Here is a 20,605-nt window from a genome sequence, read left to right as displayed (position 1 = left end):
GATGTCACTCCAACTTTCCGATTAAGAAATTAATTTACCTGTTTATCTTTATAGAAAATCGCATAACTTGCATAACAAGCGATGATAAACAAGACACAACATACAAATCCAACTTGCATCGATGGATCAGTCACCATACTAATACATGTAATGACGCAGAATACCCCACCTAAAATAGGAGTTAATGGGAATAAGGGCGCAGCAAATTTGAGATCTTTAACGGTGTTACCAGATTTAATCCATTGTCTACGGAAGTTAAATTGAGAGACACAGATCGAAATCCACACTACAACCATAGTGAATGCAGCAACACCTAATAAATTTTTGAAAATTGTTTCAGGTGCAAAGTGCTCAGACAATAAACCAGGTATTGCACCAAACATCGTCACGATAATTGCAATAATCGGTGTACCTGAACGTGTCAATTTTGCGAAAACTTTAGGTAACTGATTTTTAGTCGATAGTGACCACATCATACGTGAAGCAGCAAATAATCCAGAATTCGCAGCAGATAACAATGCAGTGATAATCACAAAACGAATAATATCTTCAGCATATGGAATACCGATGTAATTGAATACAGTTACAAAAGGACTATTACTTACCGAATTTGCATTTAAACCCGCCATGTCATAAGGCAATAAGGCACAGATCACGATAATCGTACCAACAAAGAAAATCAGGAGTCGCCAAATCGCGGCATTGATTGCTTTAGGAACCGTTTTAGCTGGTTCTTCTGCTTCACCCGCCGCAACACCAATCAACTCAGTACCTGAGAATGCAAAATTCACAATTAACATAGTCGCAAAAATAGGAAATATTCCATTTGGAAACCAACCATGCTCCGTTAATTTACTAAATAAAGGCGCTGATTCATGCCCATGATAGGAAATAGCTCCGAAAATAGCGGCTAGCCCCAAACCAATAAAGCAAATGATGGTTAAAACTTTAACCAACGATAACCAAAATTCAGATTCTGCAAATAAGCGCGTTGAACTGACATTCAGTGAAAAAATTAATCCTGCAAATAACAGCGTCCATGTCCACATGGAAATAGATGGAAACCACTCCTGCATCAATAATGCTGCCGCAGTAAACTCCGTCCCCAATGTTGCGGTCCAAGTTAACCAATACAACCACGTAATCATGTAACCTGTACCAGGTCCAATATAAGTTCTGGCATATTCACCGAACGAACCTGATACGGGCATATGCACGGCTAACTCGCCTAAGCACAGCATGACCATGTAAGCAATTACGCCCCCAAGGAGATAAGATAAAATTGCTCCAATTGGGCCAGCTTGAGAAATAACATCTCCTGAACCAAGAAACAGTCCTGTTCCAATCGCACCTCCTAAAGAAATCATGACCAAATGACGTTTTGTCATTGCACGTTTCAAAGGTTTAGTGACATCTACTTCTGACAACGAAGTATTTAAATGGCTTGATGTGTCTTGTTGCGGCACATATTGCTCACTCAGGAGTTCACCTGAAGGAAATGTTTTTTCATTATTGTTACTCATACACGATCACTCCAACGATATTCTTATGACAACCTGTCCTTGCTGTTTCACTTTCATAACAATCAATATCCAACGGATATCTTTTTTCTGCGTATTTTTCTACTGAACATCCATATTCAAACTCCATATACATCATTTCCCTGAACCGCTTAAAATCTTTCGAATGGCGTTATCTACATTATTTCTTTGAGAATTAGCCCTGCTCTTAATCCTACTTTGACGTTCGGATTTGGAAATAAAATCCAAACTTGCTGATCGCTTGCAATATAATTTCCCGCCTCTTGAGTCGCGATTACATCGCCTTTTTCAAAGGTCGAAAAATTAGGTGCATTCGCATCTAATCGCAGTTGAAAATCCTCACTTTGTTTAACAATTGAATCTATAACCTTGAATTGACGAAGCGATGCTTTTTGTCGTTGAGGTAAAGCTTCACCTGTAATTACGGCACGAAGTACTTGATCAATTGCAGAAAATTCAGCTAAATCATTTTGACCAAATGGCTTTGCTTTACCTAACTCCAAAGTACTGCTGGCAGCCTGAAAATACTCTGTTGTAAAATGAGTAAAAGTTTTACCAACAGCGTTGTGATACACCAAAGCATCAAGATCAGCAGCGTTGAGGCTATCTATGAGAAAATCATCGTAGGGTTGCGTCTGATAAGGGAATAAGGCAAATACAGCTAATAGTGATGTGCGTATAGCCGTATGCAAATCATAATGATAACGTTGAGCATCACTACGACTTTGCTGGAAAAACTCTGCGGTAATTTGCTCTAAAAGCTCAGCACGTTTTGTTTCTTCATCAGAATTTAATTGTTGATAAGCTCCACAAAACATGCGGTTCATATCATTTTCTAGATAACGTACACCTTTGCGAATCGCTTGAGGGTTACCGAAAACAAAAAGGACTCGCTCCGTCAAACATAAACGAGAAGCGAATAGGTCTTGAACCATCTTTGCGAGTAATTCAATCGGTGCCGTTTCATTTCCATGAATACCCGCAGAAAAGATGATGGCCTTGTTATAGCTTGTTTTAGGCGTGCATACCAATAACCCTTCACCTAGCCATTGCCAAGTAAATTGAGTTGTTTCACCTTGAGTTTGATTAGGTGCTTGCTGTGCAAGAGTTAATTCGAGTAGATCAACCATATGCCATCATTCCCTTGTTTAACCACCTCAAATCCAAAGCAATTGTGAGCACTCGGATTTGAGGAAAATCCACATCCATCTTTTCACTACGATGATTAGCGTTGAAAGTGATAAACAGAACCTAAACCTAAAATTTTGGTTAATTCATCTAACGCTGTACGACTCTCAATCAACAAACTTGGATCAGCTAAATCATCCTGAGTTAATTCATCACGATAATGTTGATCGACCCATTGATTGAGGGTTTTAAACAAACCGTCATTCATAAATAAATTTGGATTAACTGCTGCTAACTCTTTTTCATTGACCGCGACACGTAAGCGCAAACATGCTGGTCCACCGCCATTACGCATACTTTCACGCAGATCAAACACCTTAATGTCATCAATTGGCGTACCCATCTGAATCATGTCATTCAAGTAGCTCCAAACCGCTTTATTTTGACGAGACTCTTCAGGTACAACGATACTCATCCCACCATCTGCTCGTGTCAAAATTTGGCTATTGAATAAATAAGTCGCAACAGCATCTTCAACACTCACACGGTTTTCAGGCACTTCGATCGAGATAAATTCTTGCTCAATCCCTGCCATTTTCTGACGAACTTCATTCAAGGCTTGTGTTTGATTCAAAAATGCATGTTGATGATGAAAAAGTACTTGTTGGTTACTTACCGCAATTACATCGTTATGAAATACACCTTGATCAATCACGTCAGGATTCTGTTGAATAAATACCGTCCGTTTTGCATCTAAACGATGTAAACGTGCAATCGCCTCACTCGCTTCACGGGTTTGACGTGCAGGGAATTTCTTCGGCGCAACCGTACCACCGAGCTGTTGCTGTCCGTAAACAAAAACTTGCACGCCAGCTTGCTCGTATCCACCGCCTAGACGGTTATGATTGGCTGCACCCTCATCACCAAATAGTGCTGCGTCAGGTAAGGCTTCATGATGCGCGAAATATACATCATTATCGAACATCGCTTTAAGGATTCGCGTTGTCGTATGATGCTCAATTGAGCGATGGAACTTATTATTTAGATTTGCGGCTGTAAAATGTACACGTCCATCCGCACTATCAGCCGATGGTGACACGGTGCATGAGTTTGCAGTCCACATTGAAGATGCTGAACTGAGTGAAGATAACAAGGCAGGTGCAGTTCGCATTGCCTGTGCAATGACATCAATATCACTACCTGTAAAACCTAAACGGCGTAAGGTCGGAACATGTGGACGCTCTTGTGGAGCAAACACCCCTTGTTTAAGCCCTAAATCCGCAAGGGCTTTCATTTTCATTAAGCCCTGTTTGGCTGCTAATTTAGGATTGGATGCATTATTACGGTTTTTTGTTGAAGCAACATTACCAAAAGAAAGACCTGCATAATGGTGAGTTGGTCCAACCAAGCCATCAAAATTGATTTCATAACCTGACATTTTTTTCTCCATATCGTCACGGCACGATTTAACTTAGAGCACAATGCCCGGTGATAATTTTGACGGCAGTGTAACGCTATCACTTTCCAGTGAAGCCATCGGCCACGCACTATAATCTGCTGCATAAAACGCGCTTGCACGATGGTTCCCCGATGCACCCACACCACCAAATGGAGCAGCACTCGATGCGCCAGTTAATGGTTTATTCCAGTTCACAATGCCAGCTCGTGCTTCGATCAATACTCGATTAAATAATTCACGATCAGGAGAAATCAAACCTACAGCTAAACCAAAACGTGTGTTATTGGCTATTTTGAGTGCTTCATCAAAATTGTGATAACGATAGATCGTTGTCAAAGGACCAAAGTATTCATCGTCTGGGATTGCATTCACTTCACTCACATCTAAAATTCCTACACTGAGTAATGAACTGTCAGCTTGAGGACGAGTCATTGCTAACAATGGTTTCGCGCCTAGTGCGATCAATTTGCTTTGTGCAGCCATCATTTGATCTGCCGCATGAGATGAAATCACCCCGCCCATAAATGGTTGTGGTTCAGCATCCCAAGCACCGATCACTAAGTTCTTTGCGACTTCAACAAAACGTTGAATGAATGCATCACAATTAACGCCATGTTTTACAATGATACGGCGTGCACATGTACAACGTTGTCCCGCAGACACGAAAGCGGATTGAATAGCTAGATTCACCACTGCATTAATATCAGTTGCTTCATCAATGATTAAAGCGTTATTCCCCCCCATTTCAAGGGCTAGGATTTTTTCAGGTGCGCCTGCCATTTGTTTATGCAGGTGATAGCCAGTGTTGGCACTTCCCGTAAACAGTAAACCGTCAATTTGTTCAGCAGCAGCTAAAGCCTCTCCTGTCGTACGACCACCTTGCACAAGGTTGAGCACACCATTTGGTAACCCTGCCTGTTGCCACAATTTTGCAGTTTCTTCGGCTGTCCAAGGCGTTAATTCGCTTGGCTTGAACACAACCGTATTACCTGCAATTAATGCAGGAACAATGTGTCCATTAGGTAGATGTCCTGGGAAATTGTACGGTCCGAAAACTGCAAGTACCCCATGAGGACGATGACGTAAAGATGCGATGCCATCTGGCATTTCAGTTTCACTAAAACCTGTACGTTGGTGATATGCACGGATTGAAATCGCGATTTTTCCAATCATCGATTGTACTTCTGTGAGTGTTTCCCACAGTGGTTTACTGGTTTCTTGACTGATGACTTGTGCAAGTTGATTTTTATTTTGTTCAAGTAAACTTGCAAAGCGTTCAATAATAGCTACACGTTGCTCTAAACCTAAGCGTGCCCATGCAGGAAAAGCTGTTCTAGCAGCATTACAAGCTGCCTCAACATCAGCAACATTAGCTTCATAACCAGACCAAATCTGTTGATTGCTCACAGGGTTGGTTTTAATAAAGCTTGTACCCTTTCCCTGTACCCAAGCACCATTAATTAATAATTCACCTTGCGACATTAGTGATTCTCCATTTTATCTAATGCTAAAACTCGTACTTCATCCTGTTCGTTAACTTGGAGAGCCTGAGCTTGTGCAGATGTGATCATTAAGGTATCGCCATCACAGACTTTGTTATTGATCAACAGCACGCAGTAATTTTTGTATTGGTCATTTGCGACCAAATAGTGTGTATCAGTCGTTTCGATTTGCTCAGTGATTTTGACTTTCACTGTTCGACTTTCTTTGACCGCCCGCAAATCCGCAGTATTCGCTTCTAAAGTAGGTCCAGCATCAAAGATGTCGACATAACCTTGATATTTAAGTCCTTCTGACATCAAAACTTTTGCTGCAGGCAAGGTATGCGGATGCACTTCTGCAATTACCGCTCTAGCCTCAGCTGGTAATAGATTGACGTAGACAGGAAATCTTGGCATTAGTTCAGCGATAAAGACTTTTTGACCGATACCACTTAAATAATCGGCGGTCGCGAAATCCATATTGAAGAAGTGATAACCCAACGCATCCCAAAATGGTGAATGACCATTTTGATCTGAGAAACCTCGCATTTCTGCGATTAAGCGATCTTCAAAATACGAGCGAAATGCAGCAATAAATAGAAAACGAACCTTAGAAAGAAACTTACCGTTTTGATTTTTTCGGTACTCAGGATCAAGGAATAAGGTACATAACTCACTACAACCTGTATGATCATTACTCAAAAACAAGGTGTCTAAAGCATTGTAAACATTGAGTGCTTTAGAAGCATGTACCTGTTTCGCCACACGAAAGTTGTAGAATGGCTCTTTCAAACCAACCGAAACCTCGATGGCACTTACACCAACGATTGTCTGAGATACGGTGTCTTCTAAAACAAACAAATAGCTTGCATCACACTGCTCAGTCGTAGCTTCTAAAGTTCCTATCGTGCGTGCAATTCGCGCTGCCAAGATTTCTTTGTTTTGCGGTAAGGAAGTCAGGCCGATACCTGACTCACCTGCTCGTTGCGCTAAACGATAAATGTCATCTAAGTCCCGATGCGCTGCATGTCTAACAATCATCATGGTTAGATGCTCACAGCAGATTTAGAGACGTGCTAATGCACAAGAAAAACGATTTAAACCTTCATCAATATCTTCGATTGGAATAATCAGTGAAGGAGTAAAGCGTACGACATCTGCACCCGCAACTAGAGCTAATAAACCCTCTTCACCCGCAAGTGTGACGATATTTTTAGCTTTACCTGCATGTTCATCTTTCAGTACACAACCAATCAACAAACCTTGACCACGAATTTCTTTGAATAATCCATACTGCGCATTGATTTTATTTAATGCATCTACGAAATATTGATGGCGTTGTTTCACACCCTCTAAAACTTCAGGCGTATTAATAAACTCAAAAACTGCACCCGCTACTGCGCATGCCAGTGGATTACCACCATAAGTCGTACCATGATCGCCTACGGCATACATGTTGGCATAATGATCTGTCGTGATCATCGCGCCAATTGGGAAACCACCACCTAATGCTTTAGCAGTCGTTAAGATGTCTGGGGTAACACCTGTATTCATATAGGCATACAAAGAGCCTGTACGACCAACACCTGTTTGTACTTCATCAAAAATTAATACCGCACCATTGGCATCACATAAGGCACGTAGACCTTTTAAAAACTCAAGATCCGCTGGAACTACACCACCTTCACCTTGAATCGGCTCGACAATTACGGCACATGTATTTTCATTAATTACAGCTTTCGCTGCTTCTAAATCATTAAATGCCGTATGTTGAATGCCTTCAGGTAATGGTGCAAAGTCTTGAGAATACTTTGGTTGGCCGCCAGCAGTAACGGTAAATAAGGTACGACCATGGAAGGCATTTTTAAATGCAACGATATGATTTTTGTTTGGATTACCACTGAGCAAACCAATTTTTCGAGCTAATTTCAAAGCAGCTTCATTCGCTTCTGCACCTGAGTTACAGAAAAATACTTTGTCTGCAAATGTGCTATCCACTAATTGTTTAGCAAGGCGTAAAACTGGTTCATTGGTATAGCCATTGCCAATATGCCAAAGCTTCTGTGCTTGTTCAGTTAAGGCATTGACTGCAACAGGATGCGCATGACCCAAAGCATTCACCGCAATTCCACCCGCAAAATCAATATATTCTTTATCGTTCTGATCCCAAAGACGAGAACCCTCGCCACGGACTAAAATAAAGTTTGCTGGGGCAAAGACGGGAACCATCCAGTCATTAAAATGACTACGTGTAATAGCAACATCATTCATTTTATATACTCACTTCCTGTTTAATCTTTGGGCTTGTGTCAATACCACAAGCCCGAGGCCGAAGCCTGTTCTATACCCTTTATTAACCAGGGAAAATACCGCGTTCTTTACGTGCTTTTAAGATACGTTCACATGCCAAAATATAAGCAGCAGTACGCAAACTGCATCCTTTAAGCTCAGCCGTATTCCAAACATCAGCAATTGCCTGAATCATTAACTTATCAAGGCGCTCATTGATTTCATCTTCACTCCAGAAGTAGCTCGCCATATCTTGAACCCATTCAAAATAACTGACGGTTACACCACCTGCGTTGCAGATAACATCTGGAACAACGGTAATATTGCGTTGAACAAATACATCGTCTGCTTCTGGATATGTCGGACCATTGGCGCCTTCAAGCACGATTTTTGCTTTTAGATTTTGTGCACGCTCGACTGTAATTTGTCCTTCCAATGCTGCTGGGATGAGAATGTCCATCTCAACATTCCAAAACTCTTTATCAGCAATCACCGTTGCATCTGCAAAGCCCATTACACCACCATGTTCAGTAACATGTTTTTGTAATGCTTTAACATTCATACCTTCAGCATTAAAAATCGTGCCTGTATGGTCTTGTACACAGACAACTTTTGCACCAGCGTGGCTAAACAAGTAAGCGGCTTCATTACCAACATTACCGAAACCTTGTACAGCAACTTTACTGCCTTCAACTGCTAAACCAATGCGTTTCGCGACTTCCAAACCCGTCACGTATACACCACGACCAGTCGCACGTACACGACCCAATGAACCACCTAAATGCACAGGTTTACCAGTGACTACACCCGTAACTGTATGACCTTTGATACTTGAGTACGTGTCCATCATCCAACCCATAATGTTGGCATTGGTACCCACATCTGGTGCTGGAATATCAATTTGAGGACCGATAATTGGACTGATTTCACTGGTAAAACGACGAGTTAAACGCTCTAACTCGCGTGGAGATAGCTCTTTTGGATTAACACGGATACCACCTTTCGCACCACCAAATGGGAGATTAAGTACTGCAGTTTTAATGGTCATCCATGCAGATAGCGCCATGACTTCATTTAATTCAACGTCTTGGTGGTAACGAATACCACCTTTACCTGGACCACGTGATAAATTGTGTTGTACACGATAACCTTCAAAATGACGGATAGAACCATCATCCATCACGATTGGAACATCAACGATTAATGTACGCTTTGGCGTTTTAAGGGTATTAATAAAATTACTTAAATCAGCATCAAGATAAGGTGCCACTCGATCAATTTGAGTGAGATAAGTTTGCCAAGCACCACCATGTTGACCCGTATATGATAAAGACATCATCTATTCCTTAATTAATCAGTTTTCCCTGTTATCTATAGATTCCCTTTGATTCAAAAGAGAATCCTTTCACTCCATCGTTCCATGACTACATTAGTGACTTGCGCTGACAACGTTAAAAATGTTTGGAGCTTCTATTAGCACTATTATTAATAATCAAAATGATTCACAAAATTCTTTAAAATAATTAAAATGAGATAATTTTTATCAATTTGCTAATAGAAAATATCAAAATGAATAATGTTGATCATATTATCTTAGGATTGCTCAAAGATAATGCACGGATGTCGATCACGGACTTAGCTGCGAAAGCACGCGTTTCACGTGCCACGGTTCAAAAGAGAATCGAGTACATGGAAAGCACAGGCATCATTACAGGCTATACGGTTCGTTATCGCCCAAATGTTGAAAAAAATATCATTCGTGCGTGGATGAATGTCATGGTCGAAGGCACTAAGGCACAAGCAGTGATACGAGAACTCCGCTTAGAATCGGCAGTTGAACGTGTACATACCACCAATGGTAAATGGGATATTTTGGTCGAATTACAGTCCGATAGTTTAGAAAATTTCGACAAAGCATTGGAAAGAATTCGTAATATTTCAGGAATTTACAATAGTGAAACTAGTATTTTATTATCGACTTATAAAACTTAAACTTGATCTAGCTTTGTTTGGTTTTGACTGATCAGTTGAAGTAACCTTTAGAACAAATCTAATCCAAAATCGTGCTTGTTCCCTCCTTTTAAAAGCGGGAACAAACAAGGAACTACTTTCTCATTCAAAATGATCATGAGTAGTTAAATCTTCTAGCATGTTAAAGTTTGTTTAACCCATTATGCTTAAAGCGTTATCCAGTTTTTTTGATGTTTCTAAACTAAATTTAAGCACCGCATTAAAATTATTTTTTTCAGTGGATGTCACAAAGAAAATACTGCCATTTTTAAGCAAGTGCAAAGCCAACAATTTATTTGCAGTCCATAGCAACATCATACGTGGCTCGGACTCTCCGATATAACTTAAAGCAGTTTCTGACTCTACAAACAAACTAGATGCACATGCTGCGGCTTCATCACCTGAGATTTGTCCATGCATCGCCAGAACCAAACCATCAGGGCTAGACAGAGCAGCTCCCGAAAAACCTATACATTGTTCACATTCACGTAAGGTTTTTTCAATAAACACCATTGCTGTTCTTGAAAATTGACCAATCATTTTTTTTCTCTCCTATTCGACCATTCATCAAGTAAATTTTTACTGGATAATTGCTAAAGCTTTATCCATCACCACATTATTTTGAACATGCTTTGCAAGCCAATTTTCCAAGACGCATATGAAATCTCACCACGGTGCCTTGCTCAATTTCCGCCTCACAATAATCACAAATTGTCGCTTCATCTAACTGACATTCTTCATATTTTTCAGTGTCTACTAATAAATCACCGACTTGTTTTAACCAAGCTTGGGATTTGACAATATCGTTTTTAAATTGCAGCTCATAACGTTCAAATTGTTCAATCAAATCAGCCGATAGTTTGTGTTCTAATAAAGTTTGATGCATCAGCAACATACGGTGCTCAAATAACTCATCTGAGATCACCATCCAATGATGTGAACTTCTTGGTTGCTCACCAAAGAAAGTCGCCTCACCTGTAATTAACTGTTTTAAAAATGCAAATTGTTTTCCAATAATTCGATCTATAGTTACTCTTTCAAAAAATGGAGCAAGTTGCTGATCGGCATATACTTTTTTATAGAATTCGGTCAAAATTTTTCTGACTGTATGATCCCCGCCCAACGCTTCCCATAAGGCTGGATTGATCGCTACATCGTTTTCGATTATGACTTGAGGTGCGCTAATTGGGCCTTTCAGGTAGAACTCATTTCCTAACTGATCCAATCCTTGCTCTTGAACCCACTCCATATCCTTTTTAGCAATTTCAATGCTCAGTGATGTTTCTTGCTCAGGATCACTCACTAATTTTGCTAAAATTGAATGCTGTTTTGAGATGTCAGTTAGATAAACATGCTGACCTTTTTGATAAGTCAGTTCTCTATAAGACTCTGCTTGAATCAGACTATGATCTGCTTGTGAAATTGATGACAAAACCATACATTGCGTTATGCTGTCTTCGTCTGACTTCGCAACTAATTTCATATCCGTTGTTGGAACACACTGACACGCGAGTAAATAGTTTTGCCCTTGATGTGTGGTAGGTAGCCTAAGACTTGCCTGTTCTGGAATGTCACCAGAAATACATTTCAACATGCAACGATGGCATACACCGCTTTTACATGAAAAATCGATTTCTATACCTGAACGCTGAAAGCATGCTAAAACCGTTTCGTCAGCTTTACTTTCAATCGTATATCCTGCAAATTCAAGATGCGGCATCACGCTCACCTTTTTGAAAATTCATCATGAAGTTCATCGTTGTTTTAAGCAAAGTTAGACTTTGCTTAAAACATACGCATCGACTGAATTATGCGTGGAACGCGCGTTCAATCGTTGGTAAAGCAATACGAGCCTTAGTCAACACCATGCCTAAGTTCGCACCTTTACGGCAAACAAAACATACGATCTCGTTTTGATCTTTGGTACGAATAAATACATGGATCAAGTTTTCACTATTCACGATAATTTCTTGGAAGTAGTGATAATTATCTTCATCCATCAAACCACGTGACTTTTTAAAGATTTTCTCAATTGCGACAACATTCGGCCCCTGAAAAAGATCAGCTGTAGCGGCAGCTAAAAAATCAAACACTTCCGAAGGATGTGAATCAACCGTTTTAATACTTAAAATCATTCCTGAATTTAAATCTACAAAACCAGCTGCGAGACAGTCTGGTACGCTGGTCATTGCACGTTGTAAAGCATCATCTAACATCTTATTTTCCCCTTGTATGGCGAGTTACACCTTGCTAACCAACACATTAGAATCAATGTGTTTTTCTAAAAAAATTGAAAAATCATACAAAAAATCAATCTGTTGCTCAGATTGAATCATCAAGTAATTCAGAGAACGTATATATTCGATTGCCTCAAGTGCAGTCTTTTGAAGCCTTGCTTTCCATAAAAAGTAAACAGCCAACATCGTTCCTGTTCGCCCCAAACCTGCTTTACAGTGCAACGCAATGGATTTGCGATGAGATATTTTTTGATCAATACATAGACAAAACTGATAAGCATCCTGCAAAGATGGAACAGACATATCGTCAATCGGGAAATGTGAAACTGTTATGCCAAATTCAGCGGCTAGATCAGGGTTAAAACTTTCCTCGGTTAGTGATACCAAATCAGTAATTCCAACATCCTGTAAATACTTCAAATCAAGTGCCGTCTCTCGAACTACTCCAGGACACGGACAACCAGCAAGCCGTCCGCGAATTAGCCAAACAAATCCCAAAGGGCCTCTAGCTTGGTTTTTTGCATCCGCTTCGTGTTCTAAAAAATCAACGTGTTGCAGATTTGTGTCTGTATCTTCACGACTTTGGATTTTCTGCGAGCAGTCTAAAATTGGTTCATTTGATATTTGATCAACGTCTACTAAAGGTTTAGCTAAACTCAAATGTTTTGAAGTCGCTACTTGGAGATTCATCAACGATTGCTCTTGTCGATCTAACTCTTCAGCAGAAAGCTCCGCACAGGACCCGGTTCTCAGAAATTGTTTCGTCATCTCGTGTTGAGGATGTTCAAAAAAAGCTTCTGCTGAGCTAATTTCTTGTATGCAACCATTTGCTAATAAACCAACGTAATTGGCTAATTTTTTAGATCGCTGAATATGGTGAGATACAATCAGAATCGGGATTTTTTTGGCAATTTTTCGGATTAAATCATGCACAAAAATCGCATCGGAATCAGGTAACCCCACCGTTGGTTCATCAATCATCAACAGTGCTGGCTCTGACAACAAGGTATATAAAATTGCTAAATTCTTTGCTTCATGGCGTTCTAAAGTTGCCGTCGATTGGTGAAGCTTTGCCAGAATCCAAGTTTGATCATACTGATCGCATAACTGCTGGATTAGACTGAGTTGTTGTTGTAAATCTAGGCTCGAACGATTAGGTAAATGTGAAAGAATATTTTCTTTAACAGTCTGTGTAATATGAATTAATTTTTGCTGAACTAAGGCAGGTTTTTTATCAGACTCAAATAATGAATAGCCATTATAAGTGATCTCACCACTGAACTTGAGTTGAGGGTTTCCTTGATTCAGACCCGCAAGTGTACGCAGTAAAGTCGATTTACCTGTTCCGGAAGGTCCCATTAAAATAGTAATCCCTTGGCTTAAAACCTTTAAATTTAAAGATCTTAAAATTTTCTTCCCTGAGATTTCTAAATTAAAATTTTTTATCGAAAGTGTTGAATCCTCATCCACTTATCAACCCCAATAACCATCAAAAAGCAAATGCAAAAAATAAAAACAATTAAGATACAATTTATAACATAAATAACATAATTTATCACGGTAATTATTAGTCTAATTTTCAAAACATTTTTTCTCAATTTTATTCTTTGATGCGACCCCGCTCTTCATAGCAAATTTTTTCTTCTAAACAACAATATGATGTATTTTCAATCAAATTCTTTGTTTTATTTCAACTTAAGTAAATGACTTGATTGCTGTAGCGAGTTTATTGTCCGTTGGGTTAATTGAAATGCAAGAATCTATTAATCGATCAAATTACATAGAAATTAACGTTCAAATCCATAATATTTGTGCTATGATACTCGTTCATATATGGGGGTGTTATTGGCTTCGACGCTGGTGATGAAGCTCATAGATGCATGCCGAGAGCGCATTTTCTCTCGTAAATAAAATTTGCATTTAAATAGTCGCAAACGACGAAACTTACGCTCTAGCTGCCTAAGGGCAGCTTGTCCGCTTCCTAGAATACTTGTGGTTTAGGAACCCGACCGAAGCGCACGCACACAAGTCCGTATAGAGCCAAGCCTCGGGGCTTTATACCAAACTTAGAGGATCGCACCTTGTACCCTGTTCGTCGGGTCACATGGTGTTAAAACAATAGACGATATCTAAGCATGTAGTATTCTCGAGTGTAGTGCTGGCGGACGCGGGTTCAACTCCCGCCACCTCCACCATATACCTAACAAAACATGGCAAAATATGCCAAGTTTTAAAAGATAAAGGCTTGAATCTAAAGGGTTTGAGCCTTTTTTCTTGCCTAAACATAACTAAATATAACTAGCCACAGGGATACATGCCATGTATCCTAGCGTGTATCCCCTCATATTTATTGAACTGGCAGGGATACAAGAAAATGAAACGAACAGACATAAAACGCAGACCACTAGCAGACACCGTACTTGCAACCCTTGAGCCTGAATCAAAAGAATATCGGGAGCTAGACGGCAACGGCTTATATTTTCGTGTCAAACCTGATGGTAATAAATCGTGGCAACTACGATATAAAAAAGCTGATGGTAAATGGTCATGGTTAGGTATCGGTGGCTATCCTGAAATATCAGGACAGTTAGCACGTAAAAAAGCGCAAGAACTTTTAAGTGACATTTCAAAAGGTGATAACCCCATCATCACCAAACAAGAACGCAAGCGAAAAGAGATAGAGCAGAATAACGCCACCTTTGAAGTATTAGCACGTGAATGGTTAGACACAAAAAAGGAATCATGGGTACAGGACACCATGACCCGAAATAAGGGCGCACTGGAAAAACACATATTCCCGATTTTTGGGAAACGCTTGTACACCACCATCAAGCCTATTGAATGGATGAACTTGTTAAAAAGTATTCAGCAAGAGAAAGGTATTTTTGAACAGGTGAACCGTATGCGCTCGATGTGTCGTGACATTTACGACTTTGCAAAGGTCACTGGACGTATGGACTACAATCCAGTTGAGGGCATTCAAAAATACTTACAGCAAGGCAAGAAGCAAAACATGCTGCATGTGGCTGAACCTGAGCTAACAGCCTTATTGAGAGCTATCAATAATTATCCGACTATGGACGTGCGTATAGGCTTGCAACTTTTAGCTATGTTGTTTTGCCGACCAACTGAACTAAGACAAGCCAAGTGGCAGGAGTTCGACCTAGATCAAGGGGTGTGGAATATACCAGCCGAGCGCATGAAGAAACGCCGTGAGCATCTTGTACCGTTGCCAACTCAAGCCACTACCCTATTAAAAGAATTACAAAGCTATGAAACCAATTCTGAATACTTATTTCCGAGCAGATCGGACAAGAGCAAGCCAAAGTCAGACACGGTTTTCATTATGGCTTTGCGCCGTATGGGTTATGAGGGCAGACAAACCCCACACGGATTTAGACATATTGCGAGTACCTTGTTAAACAATCGTGGCTTTGATGAACGTCATATCGAGGCAGCACTGGCACACGTTAAAGATGGCGTGGCAGGCGTATATAACAAGGCTCAATATTTAGATGACAGAGCAAGCATGATGCAATGGTACGCCAATCATTTAGAAGAAGTTGCAGACCAGAGCATTATTCAATTCAAAAAAGCACAGTGACAAGGCTTGTCGCACTACTAGCCAATAAATGCACAAATATAGCTTAATATTGTTTATATTCAGTTTGCTAAGTCTAGGTTAGCTCCCGAAAGTCGGACACCCAATCCGATTGGCTTAGCATCATTTTTGGGTATGCTTGGGGGGCTTTAAGATGGGGATAATTACAGATTTATTGCAATCAGCAGATAAACTAAATGAAGATTTAGCATTGCATGACTATGTAAGTTTTGAAGTTTTTTTTGATATCATGCTTTTGCATTGTGATGACGATTACAGCCTAATCGCAGGATATTTATCAGATAGTCATGAGTTTCAAAAATTAAATTATTATGAGTATAGTTTTGATGAAAAAAATTATTCTTGGGGCATGATCAAATACTCTCATGACCAGCTCAAAGACGTGGATGCTAATAATGAAATGGTTGAGCCTATTCTTTATTTATTAGAAGATGTAATCGACAACAATAAATTGAGGGGTTATTGCAGTGAATATTACTTTAGCATACGTGAATTATTGTTGGCAGACGCTATTAAAAAAGTGGGATTAACGAAAGAAAAATTTGAATTTATCTATTCTGCTCTTAATTTAGAATTTTATGAGGTTCATGCGATTTTACTTGAAAACAAAAGATTAAAAACCTTACTTGCGAATTTTAAAAAAAGTTATAAAGCGGATGGGGAAATAGATTTATTAGAATATGTCTTGGAATCTCAAGAAAGAATTGACCAGCTAGAAAAAGAACTTGCTACAACGAAAAAAAATCATACTGGACAAGCTACAGACATTTTACCTCCCCGAACCGCCAACATCGCAGCAAAGATTATTGCAGCGATGGTCTATAAGCTAGATTTAAACCCAGCAATGCCCCATTCAGCCGAAAATCAGAACTTAATAAATGATGCGCTAGATCGACTAGGAGTAGAGCCACTAGGAAAAAAAGCAATTGCTGATTGGCTTAAAGCAGCGAATAACGTTTCCATTTAAGAAAGTGGAATCTAATTGGATTCTAATTAGAACAATGAACTTAAAAACAAAAACATACTAAACCCATACTTTTTCATGTATGGGTTTTTTTATGACTATTTCCCCAATCCGCGTTCAATTCAAAACCGCTTGTGAGCTACTAGACATAAGCCGCGAATCATTGCGCCATATCGTGCGTACAGATGCCACATTTCCCCGACCTATTAAGACTGGCGACACCAAACAAGCACCAGTCTATTTCGACTATACCGAGCTTGTAGAGTGGCACAACAAGCAGCGTTTAAGCCTTGCAACTATGGAGGCTTAATCAATGAATAACACCCAATTAAAACAAGTCCTATCACACCTTAAACAAGGCAAAACCCTTTCACAGGCTGAGGCTATCGACCTATTCAACTGCTATCGACTGAGCGCAATTATTCAGCGTTTACGAAATGCAGGTTATGACATTGTGACCCATAACGAACGCAATAAGTCAGGCATTGGCAGACATGCACGTTATGAGCTTGTTAAGGAGGTGGCAGCATGAATAAGCATATAGACCCTGAATTTTTTAAAGCCTTTGACCATTACAAAAACATGGTTAAGCAGTACGGTGATGACCACCCTATCACCGAGCAGGCATTCATTTTAACAATGCACTACACGCCTGAGCATATCAAAGAAGAAATGCACCAAAAGGCTAAAGAATTAAACCTATTGCCACCGCCAAGCGGTTACACGGATGACGGCGAACCGATGTATAGCCTTGAAGATATAGCCAAACATTTTGGTATCAGTTTTGAAGAAGCAGAACAGCATTTATTGCAGATGATGGATAACCGCCAAAAGGTCGGTTTATCAAATGATGGGGTTTTGATTAATCCGAACTCTAATTTTAACCGTGTGCAGTAGGTGGCAGCATGAAAGAACTTTATTCAAACCTTTTTAAATTGATTCTAATATGGCTACTGGCGATATTTCTTATTGCAAGCTGTGCACGTTCGACTTATGCTGTAGACCTCTCAAAATCGAATAGCGTCACCCCACAGCGTCATTGTGGTTTTATTGTGCCCAAGTTTTGCAAAGCCTCTCAAGCTGTGCAGAAAACAAGCGCAAGCGTTTCAGCTACGCATACAAGGCTGCAATCCCTCTATGAGGGGATGACACGACAAAATAAGTCAGCAATGGCGAATATGTCGGGCGGTTCTATTCGACCGAGAGTGAATCCCCTCACCAGTTTTAAACATGGTGAAATCTCTCAAAACTCAAAACGAATAGGAGGCAGTCATCATGCCTAATCAAATCAATTCTACAAATACACCTACAAAATACGATGCTGGCGATATGCACGACCTAGCTTCATTATCCGAATCAGATATGAACTGGATGTGTACAGCAATCAGCCATATCAGAAAAGAAGTAATGAAGTTAAACAAGCTGGCAGAGAGTGGAAAAGAAGTCAGTCAGTATCATTTTTCTGAATTGGTCACTCATTTAGATATGTATGAATATTTAGCAGAAGACCGCCACCGCAACCATGCTAAAGGGGCAGAAGCATATAAGACTGAATGGGAGAAAATGAAAGGGGGTGCGGAATGAATGCAAAACACCCCGATATTTTAAACAAGCCAATACCTCTAGCAGTTAGCACCGACCCATTAACAGGCAATACAACCGAATATCATTCGATTGAAGATTTTGCAAAAGGCTGTATTGATGAGCGCAATCTCAAAGTTAAGCCTGAGAGCTATATTTGTTCTAAATTGCCTAGTTATAACTGTGAAAATTGCGAAGCCTACACGCTCATAAATCCAACCCAATTGAGCGAGGTTATAGGCTATGCAATCAGAGGTACAGCAAGAAAATACGACACCACCACAACACCATTTAAAGAAATAGACAGCCAAAAAGTGTCATTCATTATTGGTAAAAAAGGATTGTTTGCAAGCGGTTTAAATAAACCTCATTTATCGTATGTAGTCGGTACAAATGATATGGATTTATTTATTCAACTTGCTAAGGCAGGCAAAGCGGTTTTGCTGCATCAAAGTTTAGATGAAGCGTACAAGATTTTAAACAGTGGTATGCCTGAAAATGTTTTTAGATTGATTGCAGGCAAGTCCACCCCAGTAAACAACGCTGATTTATTTGTTCAAGTTGATGACTCTTTTAGAGCGTTTACCTCTCAACAAATAGAAACGTTTTTTCTTGAGAAACGGAAGCAAATTATTGAATCAGGTGCATTCAATCAAGATGCAGATTCTCAACACTGGGGCGAGTTGCTGCCACTACAACAAGAGGAATCAGTAGCAAGCAACCCTTACCCTATTGATGCACTGCCTTTGTTAGCAAGGGAAGCAGTTTTGGCTATCTCCGAGTATGTGCAGTCACCAATTGCAATGACGGCGCAATGTGTTATTGGTGCAATGTCACATATTGCCCAAGCCAAAGTAAATGCACCCGATAGATTCAAAGCACACGGCGAGCCATGCAGCCTATTTTTACTCACAGAGGGGCAAAGTGGCAGCCGTAAGAGTACAAGCAAAAATCTAGCAGATCGGGCGATTTTGGAATATGAGCGCAAGCAGTACGAAATATATCGAACCGAGTTAGAGCAATGGAAAAGTGGGCAAGCAGGATTGCCAAAAAAAGACCGTGAGGCGTACTGTGCAGAGAATCCACCACCGAATGACCCAAGCACCCTATACAGTGACATTACCCTTGAATCTATTGCAGGGTTATTTATTGATGGAATCTTGCAAAATGCTTCTATTTCAAGTGATGAAGCAGGTCAATTTTTCGGTGGGCATACCATGAAAGCCGATACACGTAACCAAGCATTAGGTGGTTATACGAAATTGTTTGATGATGGATATGTGGAACGTACACGCTCAAAGTCAAACCTCAATGGCAGTGGTCGGGCGCATGACGTTCGAGTGACGTTTAATCTACAAGGGCAGCGTGAAGTTTTAGACAATGCCTTAAAAGACCCAGTGCTAAGGGGGCAAGGTTTTTTACCTAGATTCATCTTAACTATTCCTGAAAACTTGGCAGGCACACGCCTACAAAATGCAGCATATCGCAACAAAAACGCCAACAAAGACCACAGGCTTATTGCTTATTGGACACGGTGCGAATCATTGCTCGATAGCTGCCCACAGGTGCAGACAGAGCATGAGTTGCATAATGGGCGGTATGTCATCCCTATGAATGAGGAAGCCATAGCGATTGATACAGAGTTTTATAACGTCATTGAGTCGCTACAACGTGTAGGCAAGCGTTTTGAGTACCTACAAGCGTTTGCGAGCCGTGCAAGCCAATTGGCACGCCGTTTAGCAACGGTATTTGCTTATTTTGAGGGATTGCAACAGATTGACGGCAAAACCCTACAAGGAGCTTGTGAGGTCGTTAAGCATTCATTAAATGAATGGGCAATGTATGCAGAAATTGAGGTTAAAGCGGAAAGTGATGCTGAAAAGCTGATTAAGTGGATTGTCGGTAAATGTGTGCAGAAAAAAACAGACAGACTTACTTACTCATATATACAAACCTCATGCCCTAGACCGATGCAGAAAAACAAAAACCTTTTGGAAATGGTTATTCAGCAACTAGAGGACTCGCACCACGTCAGGATTGAATCACTAGGGCGTACAAGGTACGTTGTAATTAATCCCTTATTACTAGAATCGTGACTAAGTGACTAAATGAGCCTGTAAGCCTTACAGGGCAAGGCTTTTCACTTAGCAGTCAGCAAAATTGGCTTTGACTAAATGACTAAGTGGATGACTAAAAACTATATTCATTTAGTCACTTAGTCATTGCGGTTTTGGGTGACTGCTGAACGCAAAGCCATATATATCAATAGTTACAGAGCCATTTAGTCATTTAG

General features: G+C 40.2%; 20 protein-coding genes and 1 other RNA gene. 10 read left to right on the top strand and 11 right to left on the bottom strand.

The window, feature by feature from the left end:
• Positions 1–29: 29 nt before the first annotated feature.
• The 7 genes from IRT38_RS07965 to IRT38_RS07935 form a co-directional block, all read right to left on the bottom strand.
• On the bottom strand, positions 30–1,523 hold the full coding sequence (locus IRT38_RS07965) for an amino acid permease (protein ID WP_004913820.1): 1,494 nt from the start codon (positions 1,521–1,523) through the stop codon (positions 30–32).
• 173 nt (positions 1,524–1,696) lie between these two features.
• A complete protein-coding gene (gene astE, locus IRT38_RS07960; protein ID WP_194597391.1) occupies positions 1,697–2,671 on the bottom strand; it encodes a succinylglutamate desuccinylase in 975 nt (324 codons plus the stop codon).
• Positions 2,672–2,766: 95 nt separating this feature from the next.
• Positions 2,767–4,107, bottom strand: coding sequence for an N-succinylarginine dihydrolase (gene astB, locus IRT38_RS07955; protein WP_194597390.1), 1,341 nt, complete (start codon positions 4,105–4,107; stop codon positions 2,767–2,769).
• 33 nt (positions 4,108–4,140) lie between these two features.
• Positions 4,141–5,610, bottom strand: coding sequence for a succinylglutamate-semialdehyde dehydrogenase (astD, locus tag IRT38_RS07950; RefSeq protein ID WP_194597389.1), 1,470 nt, complete (start codon positions 5,608–5,610; stop codon positions 4,141–4,143).
• On the bottom strand, positions 5,610–6,653 hold the full coding sequence (astA, locus tag IRT38_RS07945) for an arginine N-succinyltransferase (RefSeq protein WP_125272196.1): 1,044 nt from the start codon (positions 6,651–6,653) through the stop codon (positions 5,610–5,612). Before astA ends, astD begins: the two co-directional genes overlap by 1 nt.
• A 21-nt stretch (positions 6,654–6,674) precedes the next feature.
• Positions 6,675–7,880, bottom strand: a complete 1,206-nt coding sequence (locus tag IRT38_RS07940; RefSeq protein ID WP_194597388.1) for an aspartate aminotransferase family protein — start codon at positions 7,878–7,880, stop codon at positions 6,675–6,677.
• An 82-nt stretch (positions 7,881–7,962) separates the two neighbouring features.
• Complete coding sequence (locus tag IRT38_RS07935) at positions 7,963–9,237, bottom strand: Glu/Leu/Phe/Val family dehydrogenase (protein ID WP_194597387.1); 1,275 nt, start codon at positions 9,235–9,237, stop codon at positions 7,963–7,965.
• Between the two features lie 230 nt (positions 9,238–9,467).
• Between IRT38_RS07935 and IRT38_RS07930 the strand changes: the two genes are divergently transcribed.
• Positions 9,468–9,890, top strand: coding sequence for an Lrp/AsnC family transcriptional regulator (locus IRT38_RS07930; protein WP_004913839.1), 423 nt, complete (start codon positions 9,468–9,470; stop codon positions 9,888–9,890).
• Positions 9,891–10,061: 171 nt separating this feature from the next.
• Here the strand turns inward: IRT38_RS07930 and IRT38_RS07925 are convergent, their stop codons facing one another.
• The 4 genes from IRT38_RS07925 to IRT38_RS07910 all read right to left on the bottom strand — a co-directional run bounded on the left by IRT38_RS07925 (position 10,062) and on the right by IRT38_RS07910 (position 13,615).
• Positions 10,062–10,448: a roadblock/LC7 domain-containing protein gene (locus tag IRT38_RS07925; RefSeq protein WP_004913841.1), complete on the bottom strand. Its 387-nt coding sequence runs from the start codon at positions 10,446–10,448 to the stop codon at positions 10,062–10,064.
• Positions 10,449–10,524: 76 nt separating this feature from the next.
• Positions 10,525–11,628 carry a 2Fe-2S iron-sulfur cluster-binding protein gene (locus tag IRT38_RS07920; RefSeq protein ID WP_194597386.1) on the bottom strand — a complete coding sequence of 368 codons (1,104 nt, stop codon included), beginning with the start codon at positions 11,626–11,628 and terminating at the stop codon, positions 10,525–10,527.
• 88 nt (positions 11,629–11,716) lie between these two features.
• Complete coding sequence (locus tag IRT38_RS07915; RefSeq protein ID WP_004913846.1) at positions 11,717–12,124, bottom strand: hypothetical protein; 408 nt, start codon at positions 12,122–12,124, stop codon at positions 11,717–11,719.
• Between the two features lie 24 nt (positions 12,125–12,148).
• Complete coding sequence (locus IRT38_RS07910; RefSeq protein WP_194597385.1) at positions 12,149–13,615, bottom strand: ATP-binding cassette domain-containing protein; 1,467 nt, start codon at positions 13,613–13,615, stop codon at positions 12,149–12,151.
• Between the two features lie 365 nt (positions 13,616–13,980).
• On the opposite strand from IRT38_RS07910, the gene ssrA reads away from it, so the two are divergent.
• The 9 genes from ssrA to IRT38_RS07865 all read left to right on the top strand — a co-directional run bounded on the left by ssrA (position 13,981) and on the right by IRT38_RS07865 (position 20,408).
• Positions 13,981–14,340, top strand: a transfer-messenger RNA (tmRNA) gene (gene ssrA / locus IRT38_RS07905).
• A 179-nt stretch (positions 14,341–14,519) separates the two neighbouring features.
• Positions 14,520–15,749, top strand: a complete 1,230-nt coding sequence (locus IRT38_RS07900; RefSeq protein ID WP_194597384.1) for a tyrosine-type recombinase/integrase — start codon at positions 14,520–14,522, stop codon at positions 15,747–15,749.
• A 151-nt stretch (positions 15,750–15,900) separates the two neighbouring features.
• Positions 15,901–16,734 carry a hypothetical protein gene (locus IRT38_RS07895; RefSeq protein ID WP_194597383.1) on the top strand — a complete coding sequence of 278 codons (834 nt, stop codon included), beginning with the start codon at positions 15,901–15,903 and terminating at the stop codon, positions 16,732–16,734.
• Between the two features lie 91 nt (positions 16,735–16,825).
• Positions 16,826–17,041: a transcriptional regulator gene (locus tag IRT38_RS07890; RefSeq protein ID WP_194597382.1), complete on the top strand. Its 216-nt coding sequence runs from the start codon at positions 16,826–16,828 to the stop codon at positions 17,039–17,041.
• A gap of 3 nt (positions 17,042–17,044) precedes the next feature.
• Positions 17,045–17,263: a helix-turn-helix domain-containing protein gene (locus IRT38_RS07885; protein WP_194597381.1), complete on the top strand. Its 219-nt coding sequence runs from the start codon at positions 17,045–17,047 to the stop codon at positions 17,261–17,263.
• Positions 17,260–17,628: a hypothetical protein gene (locus IRT38_RS07880; RefSeq protein ID WP_194597380.1), complete on the top strand. Its 369-nt coding sequence runs from the start codon at positions 17,260–17,262 to the stop codon at positions 17,626–17,628. Before IRT38_RS07885 ends, IRT38_RS07880 begins: the two co-directional genes overlap by 4 nt.
• Before the next feature lie 8 nt (positions 17,629–17,636).
• The gene (locus tag IRT38_RS07875; protein ID WP_194597379.1) at positions 17,637–18,014 is read left to right on the top strand and encodes a hypothetical protein; all 378 of its coding nucleotides are present in this window, start codon (positions 17,637–17,639) and stop codon (positions 18,012–18,014) included.
• Positions 18,007–18,315 carry a hypothetical protein gene (locus tag IRT38_RS07870; RefSeq protein WP_194597378.1) on the top strand — a complete coding sequence of 103 codons (309 nt, stop codon included), beginning with the start codon at positions 18,007–18,009 and terminating at the stop codon, positions 18,313–18,315. The genes IRT38_RS07875 and IRT38_RS07870 overlap by 8 nt, the downstream gene beginning before the upstream one ends.
• Positions 18,312–20,408: a DUF3987 domain-containing protein gene (locus IRT38_RS07865; protein WP_227592153.1), complete on the top strand. Its 2,097-nt coding sequence runs from the start codon at positions 18,312–18,314 to the stop codon at positions 20,406–20,408. Before IRT38_RS07870 ends, IRT38_RS07865 begins: the two co-directional genes overlap by 4 nt.
• The last annotated feature ends 197 nt before the right edge of the window (positions 20,409–20,605 follow it).

The sequence above is a fragment of the Acinetobacter sp. SK-43 genome (genome assembly GCF_015351505.1).
In the GTDB taxonomy this organism is placed as follows: domain Bacteria; phylum Pseudomonadota; class Gammaproteobacteria; order Pseudomonadales; family Moraxellaceae; genus Acinetobacter; species Acinetobacter junii.
Note: the sequence above shows the minus strand (reverse complement) of the source record. Positions and strands in the feature narration are given on the sequence as shown.